The sequence below is a fragment of the Brevibacillus dissolubilis genome, assembly GCF_006170445.1.
Lineage (GTDB): Bacteria > Bacillota > Bacilli > Brevibacillales > Brevibacillaceae > Brevibacillus_B > Brevibacillus_B dissolubilis.
Window position 1 is genome coordinate 101,127 of sequence record NZ_VCNA01000014.1, and the last position, 23,184, is coordinate 124,310.

The following is a 23,184-nucleotide window of genomic DNA, read 5'->3' on the forward strand; positions in this document are numbered from 1 at the left end:
TCGGCATAATCATAGGTAGTTTACCCGCACGCCGATTTTTTACCTGCTTTACAATTATTCCACTTTCTGTTACCCTTTTAAAATAATTTTAGTGAATAAAGGAGTCGTCGGCTATGCACGTACCCTTATGGAAGCAACGGCCTTTTCGACTGTTGTGGTCAGCACAAGTCGCCTCCAATGTGGGCGATCAGTTTTACTATATTGCGTTATTGTGGTTTTTGCTTCATGAGACCAACGACCCCTCTGTATTAAGTATGGTGAGTATCCCTGAGATGTTGGCCGGGCTGATCTTCTATATGATCGGCGGGGTACTGGCTGATCGGATGAGTCCCCGGCAGATGATGATGTCCTCTGACCTTGCCCGCGTCGTGATTGCGGCCCTTGTTGGTCTGGTGGTCATGCTGAAGGTGACATCCTTTCCGTTCTTTCTCGCCATGCAGTTCGCCATCGGGATCTTCTCTACGCTGTTCTATCCGTCCCGTGCGGTAGCGCTCCGCTCTGTCATCGCACAGGAGCAGCTGGGCAAGGCGAATGCTGTGTTGGATACGACCTTCCGCACAATCCGCATACTCGCCCCGATGTTGATCGGGCTCATGGCAAGTCTGATGCCGATATCCTATATGTTCTTTACCACAGGGGTATGCTATTTATTTTCAGCATTTTTTGTATATTCATTACGCTCCTATCTGTATCAGGAAAAAATGCCGCGTGCTGGTGCCTTGTCACCCAAGGAGTATATGAGTGACATCAAAGATGCGCTGACAGAGGTAGCGGGGAAACGCCTGCTCTATTACATCCTGCTGTTCGGCAACATCGGCTTCATCGTCTGGCAAATCTGCTGGAACGTCGGTTTCCCCGTCCTTGCCAAACAGCTTGACGCGGATAACCCGCAAATGCTGGCTACTCTGTTCGGCTGCTACGGGGTCGGCAATCTGATCGGAAGTCTGTTGATGACCCGCCTGCGCTATCAAAACCATCTGCTGGTTATCCTCGTTGGCTGGGTGTTCGTCGCCCTTGGATTCTTGCTGATCGGGCTGTGTGATTCAATGGAAATGATCGTCTTCGCCTCCGCCATCATCGCAGGCTTTGGCGGGCCGCTGATTGGAATCCCGCTTGTGACTGCGATTCAGACCAAGATCGAGATGCAGAATACGGGAAAAGTGTTCTCGCTCAACATGTTCGGATTCACCCTGTTTTGCATCGTGTCCAACAGCATGGGGGCCGCAGGGCTGTCTACACTGCCGGTGGCTACGATCTTTATGATCGCCGGGGTGTTCCTCTTCGTGATGATTCTGGCTGGTTATGTGCTGGGACGTACGGAGTGGAAAAAGGTGCAGAGTGAGGCGGCTACGGTGCAGGGGAGTTAGTGTTTGAGGAAATGAATCGTTAGAGTTGAAAAACATGTGTGAAAGCCTTCTCGGGATAGACCCGGGGAGGCTTTTTTGCGCTTCGAAGCATCTTCCCTCCTCATCCTTTCCCCACTTTGAGGGACAGGTTTCAATCTGGTGAACCTTCTTGAAAACCCTCCCAACTTCGAGAGGAGCGGCAAGTCTACGCCCCCTTGGGGTTTTTAATTAGGTGTAGCCAGATTGAAACCTGCCCCCTCCCACCCACATTATTAGTGAAATATTCAAAAAACAGTATACAAAACCACCTTCATGTCATATAATCTCACATATAGATAAGATGTTAGGTAATCTAACACGAAAAAGGAGTGGAAGTAACATGCTACTGCGTATTTTGGCTTCAGTGGGACTCATGAGCTTATTATTTCCGACCACCATTTTTGCTGCGGATGAACTGACGATTGCACAAGTGGCTAATGCTGTCGATGCAACGTGGGTAATGGTGGCGGCAATCTTGGTCATTTTCATGCAGGCGGGCTTTGCCCTGGTGGAGACTGGCTCCACACGCATGAAAAATGCTGGTCACGTCGCGGGTAAAACCATCCTGACCTTCGGGATTTGTTCATTGGCATTTTGGGCTTTAGGCTTTGGTCTTACCTTCGGTGACGGTAACTCGCTGATTGGCTTGACCGGATTCTTCTTTGACGGTACAGAAGAACAGGCGGCGGCTGCCTACAGTTCTCTTGCCTTCTCCTCCATCCCGGTCGGGTTGAAATTCCTTTTCCAGCTTGGCTTCGTCGGTGTGTCGCTGGCGATTGCATGGGGTGGCTTCGCGGAACGTGCAAAGTTGTCGGTTTATTTCGTTTTTGGTGTTTTGTATACCATTCTGATCTATCCGGTTGTCGGTCACTGGGTATGGGGCGGCGGCTGGTTGGCTGAATTGGGCATGCAGGATTTTGCCGGTTCGACTGTCGTTCACTTGCAAGGGGCCATCGCGGCTCTGGTAGCTACCCTGCTCTTGAAGCCTCGTATCGGTAAATACAACCGTGACGGCTCTTCTAACCTGATTCCTGGTCACAACCAAGTCTACACCGTGCTTGGCGTTATCATTCTCTGGGTTGGCTGGTTTGGATTCAATGCCGGTTCCACACTTGGTTCTACGAATGGCTTCTTCGGTTATGTGGCATTGACCACCAACCTCGCAGCTGCAGCAGGTGCGGTTGCGGCTATGGTTATCTCTTGGATCGTGATGGGCAAAGCTGACATCCCTGCGATGCTCAATGGTGTCTTGGCTGCACTGGTAGCGATCACGGCGGCTTGTGCGTTCGTCGAGCCTTGGGCGGCTGTCGTCATCGGGGCTGTGGCAGGTATTGTTACATTCTTTACCGCGATTTACTTCGACCGTCTCGGTATCGATGATCCGGTTTATGCGTTTAGCGTACACGGGATTGCTGGGATCTGGGGAACGCTCTCTACCGGGCTGTTTGCTACACCGAAGCTGGTTGAGCAAGTAGGGATCGGGGCACCGGGCCTGTTCTACGGCGGCGGACTTGGACAGCTGGGCGTGCAGGCACTAGGTCTTGCTGGTTCTGTCCTGTATGTCTTCATTGTCTCCTATGTCATCCTCGGCATCATGAAAGCAGTCATGGGTCTGCGCGTCACAGAAGAAGAGGAAGTGGTCGGCCTTGACCTGAGCGAACACGGCAGCTACGGCTATCCTGAGCTGTTGAAACAACAGCACGCAGCACCTCATCTGACTGTCAGCACCAAACAGGAAGGGGGCGACTTATCTGGACGCCCAACACAGACACTTACCTGAACAGATGGATCATATCGGGCAGATTGAACAAATCACCACTTATACTGAACTGAACCTGCGTCGGACGGAATGGCTCGCTCCCCTGCAACAAAACGCCTCTACCCAAGAGTGGAGCGGGGCCGTCTACAAGGTGAACCTTCTGCACGAACGCATGATGCAGCGGAGTGTGCAGTTGGCGATCGAAGAATTAGAGGCATTAGGCATGGGAGAACCTCCTGTGCCTTATGCTTTTGTCGTGTTCGGCAGTGCGGGCCGGCAGGAGCAGTCTTTTGTCAGCGATCAGGATAATGGGCTAATCTATGAAATCCCGCCTCATACCGGCGATACTGCCCGTGCCGAGATCGATGCCTACTTCGCCCGCTTGGCTGATGTGGTGGTACAGGGCTTGGCGGACGCAGGCTATCCTCCTTGCCATGGCAATGTCACCTGTACCAATCCGCGTTGGCGGGGGTCGGTCGAGCATTGGCAACAGCTTTTTGATGAGTGGCAGCAGGACCCTACTTGGGAAAATGTCCGGTATCTGCTGGTCGTAGGCGATGCGCGTATGCTGGCTGGCAGTCTGGTCTTGTTCTCCTCTTGGAAAGAGCGCTATCACCAGCTTTTCCAGCGGTCTCCCATGATGGTCAACCGCTTGCTTGCCAACACGCTGCACCGTCATGTACCGCTTGGATGGTTCGGACGGATTCAGACCGAATTGCAAGGCAAGCATCGCGGTGCGATCAACCTCAAAAACGGACTGTACCTCCCCTACGTCAACTGCCTGCGCCTTTGGGCGATTGCACACGATATTCCCGCCACTTCCAGCCTGCAGCGCCTGTATCTCTTACGTCAGGACAACGCATGGCCCCCTGAGTGGTATGACGATGTAGAGCAGCATTTTCGCCTGATTCTCGGCTGGCGCCTGCTGGCCCATACGCAGTGGTCACAGGAGGATTACGAGGATGCGAGCTATCTGAAGCTCCACCTTTTTGACAAAAACACACGGCACAATCTCAAATCCGCGATGAAGCTGGCGATCCGGCTGCAAGAGTTCACGCAGTCCCGCTATCAGTCGCGATCCCGCTAAAAAGGAGAGAGTCGGATGAGACAGAACTGGAATCCATTGAACCGCCTCTGGAATCTCTACCGCGAAAGCGGCCTCCCCTCCTCTCTCTCTTCTGGTGTATCCGGCAACGCTCCGAGCGATCAGGCTTTTTTGCGGGCGATGAAAAAAGAAGCGGAGAAGAAAAGCAGTATCGATATGCCTCTGGAGACACTGGAGGTCGTAGTGGTCGATCTGGAGACGACAGGCTTTCACCCGCATCATGGGGATGAGATTATCTCGATTGGAGCGGTCGCGATGCGCGGGAGTGAGGTGCTTGCGTCGGAGAGCTTTTTCAGTCTGATCCAGCCGAAGCGTGCGATTCCGCCTCATATCCAGACATTGACCGGACTGACGCCCGAAGCGTTGGCCGATGCTCCAGAGCTGTTGGCGGTGCTTTCACAGTTTTTCCAGTATGTCCGCAACCGTCCGCTGGTGGCGCACCATTCGCGGCATGAGCGTGAGTTTTTGCAGGCAGGACTGTGGAAGACAAGCCGGACCAAGTTCGCCCATCGCCTGATGGATACGATGCTGTTGGTCCGCCTCTGTGACGGCTTGCAGCGGGATGGATCACTGGACGCCTTGTGTGAGCGCAACGGCATCACCATCGAAAAGCGGCATGACGCCCTACATGATGCGACTGCAACGGCGAAGCTCTGGGGGATCTATTTGGAGAAGGCTGTGTCGCTTGGGTACCGCGACCTGCACGATGTCTATCAACAGGTGGGGAATATGAATTATTAGGAGAAAAAAAGAGAGTCGCCCCTATTCTTGATAGGGTACGACTCTCTTTTTTATTCGATGGGGTCCTCGGCCCGTGCCTGTTTGGATGCCACGAGCATGGACATGGTGAGGACACCCAAGATGGCTCCTGCCATAGCTCCGAGTATGAAGGAAAACATGTGGGAAAGACCTCCCTTTTGCCTGAAAAAGGTGTAGGTCTTACTAGTGTAGACAGCTTACAGGGAAAACATTCCTGTACAAATGCTACTCTGCCACCTTCACCAGCTGTTTCCCGATGTTCTCTCCCCGGAACAGTCCGAGGAACGCTTCTACCGTATTGTCGAAGCCTTCTACGATATTTTCACGGTACTTGAGCTTGCCTTCTACGACCCATTGGCCCAGTTGCTTCATGCCTTCCGGGAATTGCTTGGCGTAGTCGCTGACGATAAAGCCCTTGAGCAAGGCACTGTTGATGAGAATCTGCGGCAGAACGCGTGGGCCGACTTCTGGCTTCTCCTGATTATAGAGAGCGATCTGACCGCAGAGGGCGATGCGTGCTTTGTGGTTGATCAGGCGCAGGACAGCGTCTGTGATATCGCCGCCGACGTTGTCAAAGTAGATATCGACGCCGTTCGGGCAAGCTTCCTCGAGCGCGGCCTTGATATCGGTGACCGCCTTGTAGTCGATCACGGCATCGAAGCCGAGTTCATCGCGGAGGTAGCTGCATTTTTCTTCGGTACCGGCGATGCCTACTACACGGCAGCCTTTGATTTTGGCGATCTGACCGACAACCGTACCGACTGCACCAGCCGCACCGGATACGACGACGGTCTCGCCTTCTTTTGGCTGACCGATATCAAGCAGTCCGAAGTAAGCAGTCAAGCCAGGCATGCCAAGCACACCAAGCGCTGTTGTGATTGGAGCGTATGGCGGGATTTTATGTACACCTTCGCCTTTGGTGATGTTATATTCCGCCCAGCCGAGGTAGCCGACGACTTTATCCCCTACGGCAAAATTCGGGTGCTTGGACTCGGTGACTTCCCCGACGACACCGCCGACGATCACCTCGTCGAGCTTGTATGGCGGTACATACGATTTCTGGTCATTCATGCGGCCTCGCATATACGGGTCAACGGAAAGATACAGAGTGCGGACAAGCATCTCACCGTCCGCAATCTCGCGCAGCGGGGTCTCTATCATTTTGAAGTTATCATGGGTGGGCATACCCTTGGGTCTTGAGACGAGCAGGATTTCACGATTCGTAATGCTTGACATAAAAAAATCACTCCCTACCGATTGGTAATGGACTTACGAAAATTCACCGAGTAGTATACCATAAAAACCAACAGGTAAAAATGACCAAATGGGCTAACCTGCCTTTGTCAAAGGAGATGAAGTGTACATGTCCCACTCTGTAAAAACCCTGCCTGCTTGGGCAATCCGTTATCTCAACCGCCTGGGTGTGTCGGTGCAGAAGCCGTCCCAGGCGTATCTGACCGAACTGATCTCCGCTCATCTGAACAAGCTCGCATTCGAGAATATCAGCAAGCTGCTCTACTATCGGGATCAGGAACAGAACGGCTATCTGATCCCGCCCATCGAGGTCTTCACGGAAAACATGCACCGCTATGGATACGGCGGAACATGCTATACCGCCAATTCGCATCTGCACACACTGCTGACCGAACTGGGCTTCGTCTCGCAGCTGGTGTTCCTCCGTACCGATCATATGGCGATTCTGGTGGAGCTGCCCGAATGGGACGGCGAAAAGGTATATGTGGATTGCGGTGCGGCTGCTCCCTTCCTCGAGCCTGTGAGATTCATCGGCGGGCAGGAGAATCATACCGCCTTTGGCATCGACGCGGTGAAGCTCGTGCCAGATGCTGAACATGCAGGTGAATATCTGTTTGTCCGCTACCGCCGGGGTGAGGTGGTCAGCCCGCAATGGGTGTTTGATCCGAACCAAAAAGCGGAGATGTCCGATTTTGCCCCAGTCATCGAGATGATGAATCAGCCCGGCAGTCCTTTTATGAAGATTCTACGCTGTCAGTTGTATCAGACGAATCTCGGGCGTTGTCTGTCTCTGGTGAACAACCAGCTGACGATCACCTATGCAGATGGCCGTGAAGAAAAAAGAAAATTAGCGAGTATCAAAGAGATGGAAGCAGTGATGCAAGATGAGTTCGGTCTGCCGGATCTGCCTGTACGCGAAGCGATTGATGTGTTAGCCTGGCTTGGTGTTGATATTTTTGCTCCTACTCTCCCCTCGCCCGCGACAACGGGGTGAACATCACCGCAACCAGTACGGACACCATCAGAAAAATCCCCCCGATCATGATCGTCATCCCTGCCCCTATCCATTCTGCGAGCGGGCCTACCATCAGGCTCGCCACAGGCAAAAGCATCGTGCTGATCGTCGTGACGATGGCGTATACTTTTGCCTGTTCAGCCGCGGGTACGGTGGTCTGGATCAAGACCATCTCTGGCACGTTGACCGCTGTCATCGCCATCCCGAACAGAAAGCTCCCCAGCACGACCAGCCACAGCCACTCCCCACTCCCGATTCCCAGCATCGCGATCCCCTCCAGCAGACAAGCCAGCAAAAACAAGGCACCATGACGCCTGATTGTGACCTTGGTCAACCAGATGCCTGCCACGAACGCGCCTGCCGTCTGGCTCGCCTGCAACAACGTCAGCATCACCGCACTCCCCTGTAGCTCTTCATGCACATAGACAGCCATTAGGGTGGAGAGTGGGACGACGCCGACATTCACCAAGGCAAAAAAGACAGTCATGATATACAGAAGCCGATGTTGTCTAAGCGTAGTGAAGCCGTCGGAGATATCGCGGAGGTAGGCTTTATCGGCAGATGGTTTGCGGTCAGGACGGGGAGCTCGCTCTTCCCAGGAACTCACCCGCAATACCAACACCGCCGACAACAGCAGCACCCCTGCCGTCACCACCAATGTCGTCCGAGCCGAAAGCATCATGATCAGCACCCCCGCACCCATCAGCCCGGCGAAGCGGATCACCTGCTGGGAAGACTGCAACACGGCATTGGCTGCTTGAATCTGTGCAGGCACTACGACCTTGGACAACAACGCTACAGAGGCTGGCTGATAAACCGAACCACATGTCGACTGCCAAAAAGCCGAGACAAAAAACAACCAGACCGGTGCATACCCAAACCAATGGCAGAGCGGAACGAGCAGCACAAGCAGGCCCCTCACCACATCTGAGGCACACATCCAATGCGCCATTTTTCCCCGTTGCAAAAGCGGGCTGAACAACACGCCAAACAGCATGATTGGAACAAGATTGCTCATATACAAAAGCGACGTGCTGACCGCGCCGCCACCTGACTCCAGCAACAGCCATACGAAGGCCACGGAAGCGAACTGATCTGCCAGTCCTTTTAGCAGATGGGAAGCAAATAAAAAGGAAAAGCTTGTATCCCACAGCTTCGTGCGGGGAGATGTCAACGGCAGGTTCATGGGCAAAACCTCTTTTCTTTTTGGAGATAGGGTCGGATATCGTTGGAACCAAGATTAGATAAGTGACTAATTAGATTATTATCTAATCTAATGAGACACGTCAACCCTTCCATGAAAAATATCATTCCTTAAACCAAATCGAAAATTTGAAAAAGGATAATAGCGGATATATAATGGAATTATGTGTAAATCATATCCCTAAGGAGCTAACGACTAATGACACTGAAATTGATCCCGTATCTCGTGATGGATGGAAATGCTAAGGAAGCAATCAAATTTTACGAGAGCGCATTGGATGCCCAAGTCCTCTACGTTCAAACCTTTGGCGAAATGCCTGAAAACCCTGAGTTTCCTTTGCCGGCAGAAGCGAAGGAACGAGTTTCACATGCTACACTCAAAGTGGGTGAAACAGACCTGATGTTCTCTGATTCCTTCCCAGGTCAGCCTGTTCAGAGCGGAACACAAGTAACCATCTGCATCTCCACTGACGACAGCGAAAAAGCAACCAAAATCTTTGAAGCCCTGCAGCAAGGCGGTCAGGTGAACATGCCGTTGCAAGAAACCTTCTTCAGCCCTGCATACGGAATTGTAACGGACAAGTATGGTGTGAACTTCCAAATCTATACCGAGAAGCAACAATAGATTGATCCTACAATGAAATACTGAGAGACACCGAAAAGCTCTGACGCGTATCATCGCATCAGAGCTTTTTATTTTTACCATCGGGATCAGCCATATAATCCAGACAGCCAACATGTTTTTCTGGGGATTTGTCTGATCATGAACAAACAAACCAATGATCTGTGACAATCATCACAAAGCTTTCACCTGGAACCTGTTCTGACGGATTGATTTCTTCCTATCCATTGATATAATCATCATGGACAATGAATTGAAGGAGGAACTTCCATGTTGAATACCCCAGTCGGGCGTCTACGCCTTGTCGGTATGATCGAAGGCATTTCTTATCTGGTACTGCTTGGAATTGCGATGCCACTCAAGTATTATGCTGATTTTCCGCAGGCTGTTAAAATTGTCGGTGCTCTTCACGGCATATTCTTCGTGCTGTTCCTGTTGGCTGTCGCTCATGTGATGATCGACCGTCGCTGGTCTCTGTTTCGCGGAGTCGGTGCGGTTGTAGCCTCCTTGATTCCTTTTGGGACGTTCGTTCTGGACAGACAGCTTCGCAGCGAGCAATAATGGATGAGAAAAAAAGCGCAGTGCCACAACCCCGAACAGGCTGTGACATTGCGCTTTTTTATGGCGTGGGGTCTCGAATCCCCGAACTTTCTTTTTCGTCTATTCCTCTACAGGTCGGTGGCTCGTATTCAGTATCATTTGCTGAATTCTATTAGGGCAACATTTAATTTTTTTATGTTCTCCTTATATTTACCGTCTGCTTTTTGTAGGGAGAAATCATTAACATTTAAGTTTCTTTCAAGATTGTAGATTTCACTAAAAACATTTTTCATTTTTTGGACTTCAGTCACATCACTTGTATCCAATATTTCTTTAATCTTAGCAACATATTTTTTTTCATTTGCGTATAGGTTTAATATTTCCTCTTGCAAAGATTCTTCCACGATCTTGTTAAATTCATTTGGATCCCGCGCAAGATCATGTGGCAAGGATGCAGGGTTTCCTTGAAGAAAACCATCTGCCATCCCTTTTATATACAGCAGGTCATCTTGGCTGTCTGCTTCTGTCAGTTCTTTTGTGATATTCCCAACTTTAAAGAGATGTTCAGAATAATGCTCCTTGAAGATGGAGTCTAATGTACTTGTCTTGGACTGATTATCTTGAATCACTTCAGTATCTGCCGGACTGCAGGAAATCAATAATAACACGGATATAATCAGGATATAGCTAAAATTTCTTCTCACCAGATCACAGCCTTTTTCTATTATTTTAACAGGAAAGGCATCTGGACTCATCGTCCAAATGCCCTACCTCTGCTTTATCCAGGTATCTGATCTAACCCCAAGGCCTGTTCGGCGGCTCATCCTGTGTCGGGGTGATCTCCCAACGTCCGTTCTGCTCGATGGCGACGTACTCCGTATGGGTTTCCTTGCCATTGCGCTTGGCTGTGATGACGATGCTGTAGCCCTCGCCTTGTGCCTTGGCTTGCTCCAAAGTGAGATAAAGTGCGCTTCTGGCTGATGAAGTCTCCATCGTCCCCCTCTCCACCTGTCCCATGTAGTGGTAATCCTGCTCCGAGGTCTTGACAGCGACTTCTCCAATATAGGCGAGCATGCCTTTGGCCAGATGTTCCTTCTCTTGATCTTTTAGTTCGGTGAGTGCGGTCGTATCGAGGGCGACGACTTCCACCGATGTGCCGTTCTGCGGTGGGCGGAAATAGTGGTTGAGCACGGAACGGTAGAGATCAATGTCTTGATTGGCCGCGCTCGCGGTCTGAAAGGTGAACGTATGGGAGCGACGACCCGCAAGTGCTGTCACCTCTACCGTTTTCCCCGGGAGGAACAGATCCGGAGTGAAGGTGAGCATCTTCTGGTTAAAGCCGGTCACACCTTGGATCGGGATCGTCAGGTCATCGGCATACTGTACCATCAGCCCACCGCTGTCTGACTCCTCTTCAAAAGTAACGGTAATGGACTCATGCAGCGGTACATGGACGGCACCATTGGCCGGATACGTAGAAGTTACCCAAGAATAATCGAGATATTTATCATAGCCATACAGAAGCAGTACCAGACTGGCAATCACGGTGAGTGCGATCCCAGCTTGTTTTTTGTTCAGGCGGTCGGATGATTCTTTGCTGCTGAGCATACGAAGCATGTGACCAATTACAACAATTGATAATGTGAGCAGTATGATATGCGGCAGCATCATCAGGATGCCCCCGTGTGCCGGGTTCGTGATCATGGTCTCAGCGATCGCTCTTCCATAAAAAGTGATGTTGAGTATGATCGGCATGATTTGGGCTAATGCCATGAATATCATCCCGAGAACACCGATGATCAGCAGGCTTTTGCGCCAGATGCCTGTCAAGACTGGAAGCAGTAATCCCCCTATGAGTGTCACTCCTCCACCGCCTATGGCGAGCATCCCCCAGAGTGTAATCTCCCCTTCTGTCTCCTGTCCCAGCACGTACCATGAAAACAGCGGAACATAGCAAGTCCCCACAATGACCGATAGAATCCCTGTTGCCATGATCCAAGCAAATGTACGTCTGAATAAACCTTCCATCCCCCTCACCCTTTCTATGTATTTTGGGTGTTTTATCCATTCATGTATGACGGATCGAGATTCCAAATCGTTACAATCAAGACAGAAAAAAGAGCACTTCCGTCTTGGGAAATGCTCGTGTAGCATAGATGCCGGCAAAATAAGATCAGCCCGTCGAACGAATCGAACGGGCTTTTGGGCTTTTGATATGGTTTGATACGGCTTTATTTTAACTGAAAACGGCTGATCAGCTGCTGCAGGTCCTCCGCCATCTGAGCGAGTACACTGGCAGACACCGTGATCTCTTCCATCGTAGCCAGCTGCTCCTCGGTGGAGGCAGAGATATTTTGCAGGACAGAGGAATTCGTCTCGCTCACTGCTTCGATCTGACGAATCACAACCACGACATCCTCAGCACCGACAGCCAGCTGTTGGACAGCCGTGGTGACTTCTTGAATCTGTGTGGTGACATCGCTGACCGCAAATGAAATCTGACCAAAGGAATCACCCGCGGTCTGCACCGCTTTGATCCCCTCTGCGACCTCTTCCGTTCCAGCTTCCATGGAGCGGACAGCCTGGCTGGTTTCTTGTTGGATCGTGGTGATCAGTTCCGTGATTTTGGCTGCGGATTGGGTGGATTGTTCCGCCAGCTTGCGGACTTCATCAGCAACCACCGCAAAACCACGGCCATGCTCTCCGGCACGTGCTGCTTCGATCGCTGCATTGAGTGCCAGCAGGTTGGTCTGATTGGAGATATCGGTGATGGCACCGACGATGGCACCGATCTGTTGGGAACGCTCGCCTAAGCCTTTGACGATCCGCTCCAGTTCACGAACCGTTTTGTTGACGGATTGCATCTGGCTGATCGCGGTGTGGATGGCCTGGTTACCTTCTTCTGTTTTCTGAAGCGCTTCCATTGCATTAGAGGACACGCTTCGTGCATTGGAGGCAATCTGCTGTACGCCGACAGACATATCACCCATGGTATCTGCTGTCTGTTGCATGCTGCGGACCTGTGTCTCCGAGCCGCTTGCCACTTCTTGAATCGTCGTGGTGATCTGCTCACTTGCCATGCTGGACTGCTCGGCACTTGCGATCATTTCCTCGGAGGAAGCGGCAAGCTGTGTTGATTTGTCATTGATGTTCATCAGAACGGCTTGCAGGGAGTCGGCCATCTGATTGAAGCTACCGGCCAATTGTCCGATTTCGTCACGGGACTTGCTCTCTACCCGCTTCGTCAAATCACCCTGTGCAACCAGCTTGGTCGTATCGTTGAGCTTACCCAATGGAACGACAATTGAGCGGATGACGAAGTAGTTCTGCACCATGGCATACAAGAACAGCACACCCAGCACAATCCATGATGCGGTCAAAATCGGTTGGGCAGATTTGTCCGCTTCTTCTTCATACATGGTACCCATGATCTTCCAGTTAGTCAGAGAGTTGGTAGCAAAAAACAGCATCTTTGCCTTGCCTTCCAGCTGGTAGGAGAATTCCCCGCTGATGCCGGAATAGACTTGCTCTGCGGCATCTCCCGTCATCTTTTTGCCTGTTTCGGTCGGGTGAACCAGAAAGTTCCTTTCTTTATCCACCAACATGACATAACCTTCACGCCCTACCTGAAGGCGGCTGATCGGTTCGGACAGATGATCCAGATTCAGATCAATCGCCATGACAAATCGATTGGACATATCGGTTTTGGCAATCGTGATCTGCTGGTTGCCAGACTGCTCATCCTTGTACGGCTCTGACATGACGACCGTCCGTCTTTCTACAGCTTGTTCATACCACTTCTGCTTGGTACCTTCATAGCTGTCAGGTTTTGGATGATCACCAGCCTGTATGAGTCGACCGTCTGGATAAACAATATAGACATTGCTGACCTCACTGTGGTTTTGCTGGTAACGCTTGATGGATTCCAGTCTGCTTTGGTCCAGATCATTCTCAGCTGCTTCTTCAACCAGTTCATTAATTTCTTTGATTTTAGGGGAAATTAAACTGGTGACAAGTTGATCGACCAAAACAACGGTTTGGCGGGCACCCTGCAGAATTTCATCCTGTACGCGTTCTTTTGAAATGTAATAAGAAATCCCTGCAATCGATAAACTCGGCAGCAGAAACAAGATCGTGCAGGCCACGATCAGCTTTGTCTTCACGGACAGTTGTAAGTGTCTTAGCATGAATAATACGCACTCCATCCTTACCCCAAATTTAGCTAGCGCTTTTAATGTACTACCCTTGTTTCAACCTAAATAAAACTTTTAAAAACACTTTGAAAAAAGTAGGCTTCTATTTCCAAAATGGCAACAGTGAGGGAACATGTATGAGGAAACTACGTTATATGCTGCTGGGCTGTTCACTTCTTTGGCTTTTTCTCTTGGCGGCACCGTCTTGGGCTGCGCCGACGCCATCTCCGGATATCAAGCCCAGCTCGTCAAAACAGGTGAGACTATATATTAATCTCTGGCATAATCGAGTGTTTTTGATGACAACGGAGGGAGAGATTTTACAATCCTTCCGTCTGTCTCCTGGGACAAAGGATACACCGTCCCCAGTCGGCTCCTTCAAGGTCATCTACAAAGCAAAGGATTGGGGCGGTGGCTTCGGTTCCCGCTGGCTGGGTCTGAATGTCACGTGGGGCAATTATGGGATTCATGGCACAAATCGGCCCAAGCTGATCGGCAAGTATGTCTCCCACGGCTGCTTTCGGATGCGAAACAGGGATATTGAACAGCTGTATGAGCACGTCCCCGTCGGCACCCCTGTCACCATCGACGGCCCCATCATGGGACATGAAGATCTAACCTATCGGATTCTCGTCCCCGGCTCCAAAGGTGCATTGGTTGTTCTCGTGCAGAACCGTTTACGTGCTGCCGGTTATTATCAGGGAGCCTGTCACGGTATTTTTGATAAGCGTACCGAAAAAGCCATCTTCCGGTTTCAAAAAGCAGAAGGTCTGGAGCAATCCGGTCAAATCCACCCGGTCGACCTGCAGCACCTTGGGATTATCGATTAATCCACACCAAAGGACTGATTGATGTGCACAAACGTATCTGGAACCTCGTACTCCTGTTCACGCTCAGCACGATTCATCCTGTGTCCGCTCATCCGGCCCGTCCCTCTTTTGATGTCATCATTGACGTAGGTCACGGGGGTGTCGATGGCGGTGCTGTTGAGGCAAATGTATACGAAAAGCATATTAATCTGGCGGTAGCCAAGCTGCTTTATGATGAAATGGACAAAGCGGGGTATCAGGTCATCCTCAACCGTGCTGATGATCATGCTCTCAGTGAAGACAACCGCTGGCTCCGTACGAATTCCCGTCATATCAAGGATTTGGCCCAGCGCAAGCATCTGGCGATAGAGCTTGCTCCCAAGGTGATGATCAGCCTGCATGCCAACGTAGCGTCCAATTCATCTGCCCGCGGTCCCAATGTGCTGTATCAGCGCAACAATCAAAGCCTGATGCTGGCGGATATCATCCAACACTCGCTCAACCGGCTGTATGGGATCAAGCACCGAGAGCCAGTCAAAGGACGCCCCTACTACCTGCTGAACCAATCGGTCTGTCCGACGGTGATTGTCGAGATGGGTTATCTCACCAACCCTGGTGACCGACAGGCGCTGATAACGCCAGAGCATCAGGTGAAGCTGGCTAAGAGCATTCGGGATGCGGTCGATGAGTATTTTCTGCTAGTCGGCGGACTTGGACAAGAGCCGCAGGAACCATCATTCTGGGCTACTCTCCTGCATCGTCTGCTGGAGTGGGTAGCTGTCAGTGATTAGCATTCTCTTTCCAAACACATGCCCCAAAAAGACGCCAGTGATGCCTGCGCGTCTTTTTGGCATATTTTAGTCACCTTATTTTTTTTAATTTACTCTTCATTTTTTAGTGTTTTACAGGTATGTTGGATATATTAGGAACGTTTATACTTTATAATGAAGGGTAAATAAATATGAATAATATACACTGGCAGGAAGGGGTCATTATGAGTAAAGCATTATCGCTGAGATCGGTGATCGTCGGACTCAATCTACTATGTGTACTGATTCTTTCATGCGGCGGTATTTTCGGTTTTTATCAGATGACCACTAGCCATCTGCTGGAGCATACTCTTGAAGTTAATTCCGCTTACTCCAAAAAACTTGCCAAAACGACTGAATATACATTTTCCACCATGCAGCAAAACATGGAGACACTTGCCCCTGAAATCGCAAAACGGTTTTACAAGACAGATGAACTCCAGCAAATGATAGATCTCTCATTAAAATCAAACAATTACTATAATTCCGCTTTTGTGGCCGACGCCAACGGGCAGGTCATTGTCACTTCTCCTCAAATCGGACTCAGGGGAGTTGTCCTCTCTTCCATAGGGGCCAAGCAAGCCTTGAAGGAGAGACGTTTTCTCATATCTGAGCCTTACATGGGAGCCACCGGCCGATTCATTATTCTGGTCTCACAACCACTCTGGGATCAAAATGGAACGTATCTCGGCTTTATCGGCGGCACAATCTATCTGGAATACGATAATATCATCAAAAATCTACTCGGTACTCACTTTTCAAAAGATGGCTCGTACGTTTTCGTCGTCGATGACAAGGGGCGGTTGATCTTTCACCCTGATCAGCAGCGGGTAGGCGAAGTCGTCAAGGAGAATACCGTGGTGCAACAACTTCTGCTAGGGAAAGAAGGTACTCTTGAGACAACCAATTCACGGGGAATCAAGATGCTGACTGGTTATTCCTATGTCCCCATCAGCAAATGGGGAATTGTAGCTCAAACCCCGTTGGCCGATACGATGGAGCCTCTCTACCGAACCCTGTTCTTCCTGATCGCCTATTCCTTTCCAGTGCTGATCCTTGTCATCGTACTAACCATCGTCATCTCGAACAAAATCACCCAGCCGCTGAAAGTGCTTGCTGATTTTTCTGATAAGGTGATTCGTTCCGATAATCAAAACATGCTCAAACTCCCCGATCAGGTCAGTACTTGGTATTATGAAGCCAAACAACTGAAAAAGGCTTCTGAAATGATGCTTTGGGTGCTTCAGGAACGGGCGAAACAATCGCTAACCGACTCACTGACCGGACTGATGAACAGGCGCGGGGCCGATAAGCTGATATTTAAATGGATCACACATGCCAAGCCATTCACGCTGGCGATCATTGATATTGATGAGTTCAAATCTGTCAATGATACCTACGGCCATCAAAAGGGCGATGAGGTACTGCAATTCGTCACCAATGTTCTGAAGGAGAATGTACGTGAGGGAGATGTATGCTGCCGCTATGGTGGAGAAGAATTCCTCGTGCTCCTCCCCAATACCAGCGGGGAAGAAGCTTTTGCCCTCATTGAAACCATACGCCTACGGTTTAGTATCATGCCAAATCCCACTGGTCGATCTATTACAATCTCCTCGGGAATCAGCGAATACCCGAATACCGCTTCGACTGCCGAAGAACTCTTTTCGCTTGCTGATGCCGCTTTGTATCAGGCAAAAGAGGGCGGTCGAAATCGGACGGTACTGTCGAAGTAAAGGAAGCGCCGTCTGTGGGATGGTCTGTGGTTAAGAACTCGGATCAGTAAGAGTATCCTAATATGTCACATCGTTTGTAAATCAAAAAGAAGCCGGTTCTTCCCATTTAAAAGGGAGATCGGCTTCTTTTTGGTTTTGCTTCTTGTCTTTTAACTATCTTTGATCTTTCCTTTCCCATTCACACCCGGAGAGGCTGAAGCCTAACCTGTGATGAATGACTTCCTCACCCGTCCCCAGAATGGGAGCTTTTTGTATCGGGCGAATTTGACTTTATTCTGTCCCACTACACAGACGATCGAGCGGATATCTGTCCAGACCGCTTGTTCACGGTCGAGACCAATCATCACTTCCGGGTTCATCATAATCAGCTCCACCTGGTGGTGCTTCGGCAAAACCAATGAGCTGTTGATCGTACGGTACGTCTGGTTATTAATCGAGGCAATCTCCGAGAGCTGAATCCCCTCCAGCGACGGATGTACAATCGCTCCGTTGACCGCTTTGTTGTAGGCGGTACTGCCTGATGGCGAGGAGACGATCAGTCCGTCGCCGCGGAAGGTCTCGAATTCTTCGCCATTGATGTATACCGCTACTACCAGTGTCGATAGGCTGTTATTGCGTAGAACCATCTCGTTTAACGCCCATTTGTACAGAACCTCTCCGTCTCGCTTATGAAATTCGCAGTCAACCGTCGGGTACTCCGCGATGAATGGCTCGACATTTTCTAATGCCAGTACAAAATCATCCAGCTCCTCTGGCCGCCAATCCGCATAAAAACCGAGGTGTCCTGTATGTATGCCTACATAGGAGGGAGAAAAGCCATACTGATGCACCGCCTCCAACAGCGTCCCATCCCCCCCGATGGAAAGCACCAGATCGGGCTGTTCTTCTCCGTTATTTTCAATCAAGGTAAAAGGCCGCGTGGAACTAGCCCGTAATTTTTCACGTAGCAGCCTGTCCACTTCGCGGGTATTGTCGTCGTCGCGTAGTACCGTGGCTATTTTCATGGTTTTTCGTACCCTTTCCATTCCTTTTCCTCATCATACCATAGATAACAGGATGATACCGCCTGTGGCTTACAGAATGGGCGAATATAGCGTTTTCATCAGCTTGTTCCGATACGTATGCTGTACAGAATCAAATCTGCATGCCATTTGACTCTGGAAAGGACGTGACGATCATGCCCCCTCGCCGTTGGATTCTCGTTTCGCTGCGAAGACGCCGCCTGTTTCTGTTCGAAGGTGACCGGGTGATCCGTAACTATCCCGTCGGCCTCGGAAGGACAGCGACCCAGACACCGCGAGGCGAATTCAAGATCATCAACAAGGTCCCCTGGCCTGACAGCTATCCAGGTGGCCCGCTCACCGTCTATGGAACGTTCTGGATGGGTCTGAGCGCACCTCATTATGGCATACACGGCACCAACAATCCCGCCTCCATCGGCAAATATGTCTCACACGGCTGCATTCGGATGTACAACCGGGATGTCGAGCAGCTGGCTTCTCTGGTCTCCATCGGCACAGAGGTCAAAATCCGTCCCAATTAAACAGAGAACAGACACTGCCAGTCACTATGTCCCGCTCCCCCGGTGAGCACCAATGAAAAAGACAGGCAGGTACGCATCAACAGCGTGACCTCCTGTCTTTTTTAGAGGGGGGTGCCGTCTGCCCTCAGCCCTCGTCATGGCATGAGAGGAGCAGCAGTCATCCAGACCCGCTTAGGTAAAGATCGGGCTCTTCTCCACTCTGGACAGCACTTCCTGCGCTTTTTGAATCCAAGCCTGATCCAGTGCTGCATCTTCATCAATCGGCTCTTGGAACTGGTTTAACAGCGGTGCGGCATATTGGCTGCTGTAGTACCCGATATCCTCTTCATTTCCTGTCCGGTACACATGGCGCAAGACGAAGGGCGTCCCAAACTCAATCAACGCCTGGCTGTCGTCGAGCTCCCCATCCCGCACTTCAACCGGGATGCGGATGAATACCATCGCTTTATCATCCAGTTGGCGATCCAGATAACCTTTGTCATAATCCCAGTTGGCGAGGGTGAACTCTTCCTGGCCGAGATGCTCCTTGGCCTCGCCGAATGTGGTCTGTTTGCCTTCGATTGCGGAACGCATGATATGCATAGACATCCCTGCCCTCATATTAGATTCTCTTGGTTAGTGTGCAACAAACGGCAGAATCATAGTCATCCATTTGGGCAGGGAGAGAAGCTTTTCCGTACTTTTGCCCTAGTTTCACACCTGCGGCCAAGCGGGTAATTGAATAAAGAGAACCTATGAGTTATGTCAACTAAGAGGTGTGCCCATTGAAACGAACTCTTTTTATGCTGCTCGTGTTTGTCCTGATGATCGGGACAAGCCTGACCCATGCTGCCACATCGGCTGAGCCGGTGTCTTTCCACTCTTCTGCTCCTACTTCGCTGGAGGAAGATTTGCAATATATCTTGCAGACAGAAGATTCCCGATCCTTGCTCGAAGACTTCAATTGGCAAGCATTTGATCAAAAACGCAACGGTAAAAAAGTACTGGGCTATTACGTCGGCTCAGAGCGCTCCGACCGGCTGTCCTACGATTCACTCATCACCTACAACCACATGCTGACCGACATCGCTTTCGTCACCTACAATACGGACAAGAACGGCCATGTCACCGGCGATCCGTCCCAACGCGGCATCAGCTTGTCCCATTCGACCGGCAAGTCCAGCTATCTCGTCGTGACCAACCACAGTGGGGACAACCTGTTTGACAAAGACGTCGCCCATGCCATCGTCAGCAATACACAGGTACAGGAGCGCTTCATCTCTGAGCTGCTGGCACTCGTCCAGAGCCACCGCGCAGCAGGCGTCAATCTCGACTTCGAAAATGTACCTGCCACAGACCGCAATGCCTTCTCATCACTGGTGGCCCGACTCGCCACCCGCCTGCATGTACAGCACAAGCTGCTGATCGTCTCCGTCCCCGGCAAGGAGCACGACAATCCACGGTTCTACTGGAATCATGGGTTTGACTATGCCACCATAGGACGGTACAGCGACTATGTACAGATTATGACCTATGATGAGCACGGCCCTTGGTCAGATCCAGGTCCGGTTGCCTCCTACCCTTGGGTGAAAAACTGTGTCATCTTCGCCGTCTCCCAAATTCCTCCGCACAAAATCCTGCTGGGGATCCCAGGCTATGGCTACGACTGGAACCCGACAGAAGACACCGCTGTTCTCTACAAGCACATCCCGGCGCTGATCAAGGAAACCAAAGCAACGGTGAGATGGGACTCCAAAGCACAGACCCCAACCCTCACCTACCGTCAAAACAACCAGACCCATACGATCTGGTACGAAAACGAGCAAAGTCTCAAATTAAAGCGTAATCTCGTGGAGCAATACCATCTGGCTGGCTATGGAGTTTGGCGGATGGGCTTCGAGGATCAAAGCTTTTGGAACGTTCTCATCAAATAAATTTTACAAAATCCTTTCTACTTTTATGGTGGAAAGGATTCTTTTTCTTTATAATGGAAGGTAGTTAATCATTTTCCTTTCTATGGCATTTGTCAAAAAAGGTAGGAGATACATGGATATCAACAGCCTGTATAACTTTCTCAATGTCACTCTTTCCATCTTTCTGATCGTCTTGGCATCGTATCTGACGCTGTTATCGGTCGAGCAAGCGAGCCGGACAAGCGGAGACGTACGCCGGCTTCTCCTGATCACCGGTACCTTGATGTTGACGAGCGGCATCTCTGGCATGGATTATTTGGCATCGCTTTCAATGGGGAGTCATCAGTTGACCAATTGGCTGATGAATCTGCTCTCCCTCGCGATCATCCTGTCCGTCAGCATCGTCATTGTCCTGATTACCGGACGGCAGAAGATCACTACTTCCAAGCAGCTAACCTCCAGCTTGATGGTCGGCGTAGCTCTGATCGGGATTCATCAGATCGGGATTTCGACGGCAGATTTTCGGGCGGTGTTATCCTATAATACGCTGCCGTTTCTTCTGGCTCTGTTCATCTCGTTTGCTTCCTCGTTCATCACGATCTGGGTGATCAATCAGTTCCGCATCTCGCCCAAGACGTCCAGTCCCAGCCAGAAGCTGCTCGGCGCGGTGATGATCGGACTTGGACAAGCAGGTCTGCACTACACCACACTCTACTCGATGAAAATTTCCAAAACGACGTTGGTGAAGCATATCAACGATAATCAAGAGCTTTTCGTTTCTGGATATGCAGTTGGTATTACAACGACGATCATCCTGATTCTAGTGCTGGTTATCGCCTTCCTCGACCGCGGTCTGGCGATTCAGGCGGCCAAGGTGAGCGACCTGCGCTACCGTTCCTTGTTCGAGCACAACTCTGACATGGTCTTCTCCTTTGACCTCGTCGGACGCATCCTGAGCATCAACCCTTCTGTCGAAAAAACACTGGGCTATTCGCTCAACGAACTGATCAACCGTCCCTTCACCAAGCTGGTCGCCCCAGAAGATCTCGAAAAAGCGCTCAACTACATGTACAAATCCGTCAATGGCGAGCGTCAGGAATTCGAGCTGTTCCTCCATCACAAACAGCGCAACTCTCTGGAGATCCAGCTGACCACGGTTCCAATCATCACCAACGATCAGATTGTCGGTCTCTATGCGATCGCCAAGGATGTCACCGAGCGCAAGAAGACAGAAGAATTGCTGCGCAAATCCGACAAGCTTTCTGTCGTCGGTGAGCTCGCCGCCGGGATCGCCCACGAGATCCGCAACCCACTCACTGCGCTCAAAGGCTTCGTCCAACTGCTGCAATCGAAATCGAATGAAGATCAACAATATTTCGAAATTATGCAAGATGAGTTGGATCGGATTAACTTTATCGTCAGTGAGCTGCTGCTCTTGGCCAAGCCGCAGGCGGTCAACTACCTGCCCAATCAGCTGCACCAAGTCCTGCAAGATGTCATCACCCTGTTGGAGACGCAGGCGATCATGAACAACATCCAGATCCTCATCGAGTTCGAAGAGGTCAATCCTGTCATCCTCTGCGAAGAAAAGCATCTCAAGCAGGTCTTCATCAATATCCTGAAGAACGCGATCGAAGCGATGGACAGAGGCGGAGACATCCGCATCATCACCAAGCTCGTCCCTCCCAATCAAGTCTTGGTGCGCTTCATCGACCAGGGTGTCGGAATCTCCCCGGAGCTGTTGAAAAAGCTGGGTGAGCCCTTCTACACCACCAAAGAAAAAGGGACCGGCCTCGGTATCATGGTCAGTACCAAAATCATCGAAGAACACAACGGAAAAATGCAGATTCAAAGTGAGCAGGGCAAAGGCACGATGGTTGATGTGATTCTGCCGCTGTACGAGGAGGTCAGCCTTCCCGAAACCAATCCATCCGATGATCGAAATCGAAACAGCAGCATGGAAAATGTCAGGGAAGAAATGCTTGCAGGGCGTGTCTCGTAAGACGCGCCCTTTTCTTATGAAGGAGGATATCGGTTTATGAATAGGAACGTAATCGTAAAAGAGCTCCCCGCCTATCAAGTAGCGTATGTCAGACACGTCGGTCACCATTTACATACCTATCAGGCATGGCATACGTTGGGGGAATGGGCTTCTGCACATGGTCTTACTCCACCTGCCCAGTTTTCAATCGGGATCTCGCTTGATAACCCGGAGCAGGTCGCAGAAGATGCATTCCGCTATGATGCCTGTATCACCTTGCCAGATGGCTTCGAACAAAAGGAATATCCCAACATTCAGTATCAGACGCTTTCCGGCGGGCTGTATGCCATGTACTCCTTCTACGATACGGTAGAAAAGCTGGCAGATGCCTATCAGGTTATGTTTGGGGAATGGCTGCCTGCGAGCGGGTATGAAGCAGATGAACGGTTATGCATGGAATTCAATATGAACAATCCGGCAGAAGATCCGGAAGGCAAATGCAAGGTGGATTTGTACATCCCGATCAAGCCTAACGTGTAACGCACGGAACAGAAAAAGCCCTCGCAGCAAGCGTGGGCTTTT

22 protein-coding genes are annotated in these 23,184 nt (G+C 50.6%); 14 read left to right on the forward strand and 8 right to left on the reverse strand.

Annotated elements, in window-relative coordinates:
- Window positions 1-113: 113 nt before the first annotated feature.
- The 4 genes from FGI41_RS21430 (at window position 114) to FGI41_RS21445 (ending at window position 4,990) form a co-directional block, all read left to right on the forward strand.
- Entirely contained in the window at window positions 114-1,367 is a 1,254-nt protein-coding gene (locus FGI41_RS21430; RefSeq protein WP_139492343.1) for an MFS transporter, read from the forward strand.
- A gap of 358 nt (window positions 1,368-1,725) precedes the next feature.
- A complete protein-coding gene (locus tag FGI41_RS21435; protein WP_139492344.1) occupies window positions 1,726-3,165 on the forward strand; it encodes an ammonium transporter in 1,440 nt (479 codons plus the stop codon).
- Window positions 3,166-3,169: 4 nt separating this feature from the next.
- Window positions 3,170-4,231: a DUF294 nucleotidyltransferase-like domain-containing protein gene (locus FGI41_RS21440; RefSeq protein ID WP_139492345.1), complete on the forward strand. Its 1,062-nt coding sequence runs from the start codon at window positions 3,170-3,172 to the stop codon at window positions 4,229-4,231.
- 15 nt (window positions 4,232-4,246) lie between these two features.
- A complete protein-coding gene (locus FGI41_RS21445; RefSeq protein WP_139492346.1) occupies window positions 4,247-4,990 on the forward strand; it encodes an exonuclease domain-containing protein in 744 nt (247 codons plus the stop codon).
- A 50-nt stretch (window positions 4,991-5,040) separates the two neighbouring features.
- On the opposite strand, the gene FGI41_RS21450 is transcribed toward FGI41_RS21445, so the two are convergent.
- A complete protein-coding gene (locus FGI41_RS21450; protein ID WP_139492347.1) occupies window positions 5,041-5,148 on the reverse strand; it encodes a DUF3789 domain-containing protein in 108 nt (35 codons plus the stop codon).
- An 85-nt stretch (window positions 5,149-5,233) separates the two neighbouring features.
- Window positions 5,234-6,244: an NADPH-dependent curcumin/dihydrocurcumin reductase gene (curA, locus tag FGI41_RS21455; protein ID WP_139492348.1), complete on the reverse strand. Its 1,011-nt coding sequence runs from the start codon at window positions 6,242-6,244 to the stop codon at window positions 5,234-5,236.
- 127 nt (window positions 6,245-6,371) lie between these two features.
- On the opposite strand from curA, the gene FGI41_RS21460 reads away from it, so the two are divergent.
- Window positions 6,372-7,256 (forward strand): arylamine N-acetyltransferase, encoded by an 885-nt coding sequence (locus FGI41_RS21460; RefSeq protein WP_139492349.1) that lies wholly within the window; start codon window positions 6,372-6,374, stop codon window positions 7,254-7,256.
- Here FGI41_RS21460 and FGI41_RS21465 read toward each other — a convergent pair.
- Entirely contained in the window at window positions 7,225-8,463 is a 1,239-nt protein-coding gene (locus FGI41_RS21465; protein ID WP_139492350.1) for an MFS transporter, read from the reverse strand. The two genes, FGI41_RS21460 and FGI41_RS21465, sit on opposite strands and share 32 nt — an antisense overlap.
- 216 nt (window positions 8,464-8,679) lie before the next feature.
- Here FGI41_RS21465 and FGI41_RS21470 point away from each other — a divergent pair, with 216 nt between their 5' ends.
- Window positions 8,680-9,105, forward strand: a complete 426-nt coding sequence (locus tag FGI41_RS21470) for a VOC family protein (protein ID WP_139492351.1) — start codon at window positions 8,680-8,682, stop codon at window positions 9,103-9,105.
- A gap of 267 nt (window positions 9,106-9,372) precedes the next feature.
- Complete coding sequence (locus FGI41_RS21475; protein ID WP_139492352.1) at window positions 9,373-9,663, forward strand: DUF3817 domain-containing protein; 291 nt, start codon at window positions 9,373-9,375, stop codon at window positions 9,661-9,663.
- Window positions 9,664-9,797: 134 nt separating this feature from the next.
- Here the strand turns inward: FGI41_RS21475 and FGI41_RS21480 are convergent, their stop codons facing one another.
- From FGI41_RS21480 to FGI41_RS21490, 3 genes are all read right to left on the reverse strand, one after another.
- Window positions 9,798-10,397, reverse strand: a complete 600-nt coding sequence (locus tag FGI41_RS21480) for a hypothetical protein (RefSeq protein WP_139492353.1) — start codon at window positions 10,395-10,397, stop codon at window positions 9,798-9,800.
- Between the two features lie 40 nt (window positions 10,398-10,437).
- Entirely contained in the window at window positions 10,438-11,670 is a 1,233-nt protein-coding gene (locus FGI41_RS21485) for an Ig-like domain-containing domain (RefSeq protein ID WP_139492354.1), read from the reverse strand.
- Between the two features lie 203 nt (window positions 11,671-11,873).
- On the reverse strand, window positions 11,874-13,829 hold the full coding sequence (locus FGI41_RS21490; protein WP_176560385.1) for a methyl-accepting chemotaxis protein: 1,956 nt from the start codon (window positions 13,827-13,829) through the stop codon (window positions 11,874-11,876).
- Window positions 13,830-13,972: 143 nt separating this feature from the next.
- On the opposite strand from FGI41_RS21490, the gene FGI41_RS21495 reads away from it, so the two are divergent.
- The 3 genes from FGI41_RS21495 (at window position 13,973) to FGI41_RS21505 (ending at window position 17,186) form a co-directional block, all read left to right on the forward strand.
- Window positions 13,973-14,665, forward strand: a complete 693-nt coding sequence (locus tag FGI41_RS21495; protein ID WP_139492356.1) for a L,D-transpeptidase family protein — start codon at window positions 13,973-13,975, stop codon at window positions 14,663-14,665.
- 23 nt (window positions 14,666-14,688) lie between these two features.
- On the forward strand, window positions 14,689-15,435 hold the full coding sequence (locus FGI41_RS21500) for an N-acetylmuramoyl-L-alanine amidase family protein (protein WP_176560386.1): 747 nt from the start codon (window positions 14,689-14,691) through the stop codon (window positions 15,433-15,435).
- A gap of 203 nt (window positions 15,436-15,638) precedes the next feature.
- Window positions 15,639-17,186, forward strand: coding sequence for a sensor domain-containing diguanylate cyclase (locus tag FGI41_RS21505; protein WP_176560387.1), 1,548 nt, complete (start codon window positions 15,639-15,641; stop codon window positions 17,184-17,186).
- Between the two features lie 200 nt (window positions 17,187-17,386).
- On the opposite strand, the gene FGI41_RS21510 is transcribed toward FGI41_RS21505, so the two are convergent.
- Window positions 17,387-18,190, reverse strand: coding sequence for an NAD kinase (locus FGI41_RS21510; RefSeq protein WP_139492359.1), 804 nt, complete (start codon window positions 18,188-18,190; stop codon window positions 17,387-17,389).
- Between the two features lie 173 nt (window positions 18,191-18,363).
- Between FGI41_RS21510 and FGI41_RS21515 the strand changes: the two genes are divergently transcribed.
- A complete protein-coding gene (locus tag FGI41_RS21515; protein WP_139492360.1) occupies window positions 18,364-18,729 on the forward strand; it encodes a L,D-transpeptidase in 366 nt (121 codons plus the stop codon).
- A 171-nt stretch (window positions 18,730-18,900) separates the two neighbouring features.
- On the opposite strand, the gene FGI41_RS21520 is transcribed toward FGI41_RS21515, so the two are convergent.
- The gene (locus FGI41_RS21520; RefSeq protein WP_255298583.1) at window positions 18,901-19,317 is read right to left on the reverse strand and encodes a YugN family protein; all 417 of its coding nucleotides are present in this window, start codon (window positions 19,315-19,317) and stop codon (window positions 18,901-18,903) included.
- A 176-nt stretch (window positions 19,318-19,493) separates the two neighbouring features.
- Between FGI41_RS21520 and FGI41_RS21525 the strand changes: the two genes are divergently transcribed.
- The 3 genes from FGI41_RS21525 to FGI41_RS21535 all read left to right on the forward strand — a co-directional run bounded on the left by FGI41_RS21525 (window position 19,494) and on the right by FGI41_RS21535 (window position 23,142).
- On the forward strand, window positions 19,494-20,642 hold the full coding sequence (locus tag FGI41_RS21525) for a glycosyl hydrolase family 18 protein (protein WP_139492361.1): 1,149 nt from the start codon (window positions 19,494-19,496) through the stop codon (window positions 20,640-20,642).
- A 112-nt stretch (window positions 20,643-20,754) separates the two neighbouring features.
- Window positions 20,755-22,623, forward strand: coding sequence for a PAS domain-containing sensor histidine kinase (locus tag FGI41_RS21530; protein WP_176560388.1), 1,869 nt, complete (start codon window positions 20,755-20,757; stop codon window positions 22,621-22,623).
- 36 nt (window positions 22,624-22,659) lie between these two features.
- On the forward strand, window positions 22,660-23,142 hold the full coding sequence (locus FGI41_RS21535) for an AraC family transcriptional regulator (RefSeq protein WP_139492363.1): 483 nt from the start codon (window positions 22,660-22,662) through the stop codon (window positions 23,140-23,142).
- Window positions 23,143-23,184 lie beyond the last annotated feature (42 nt).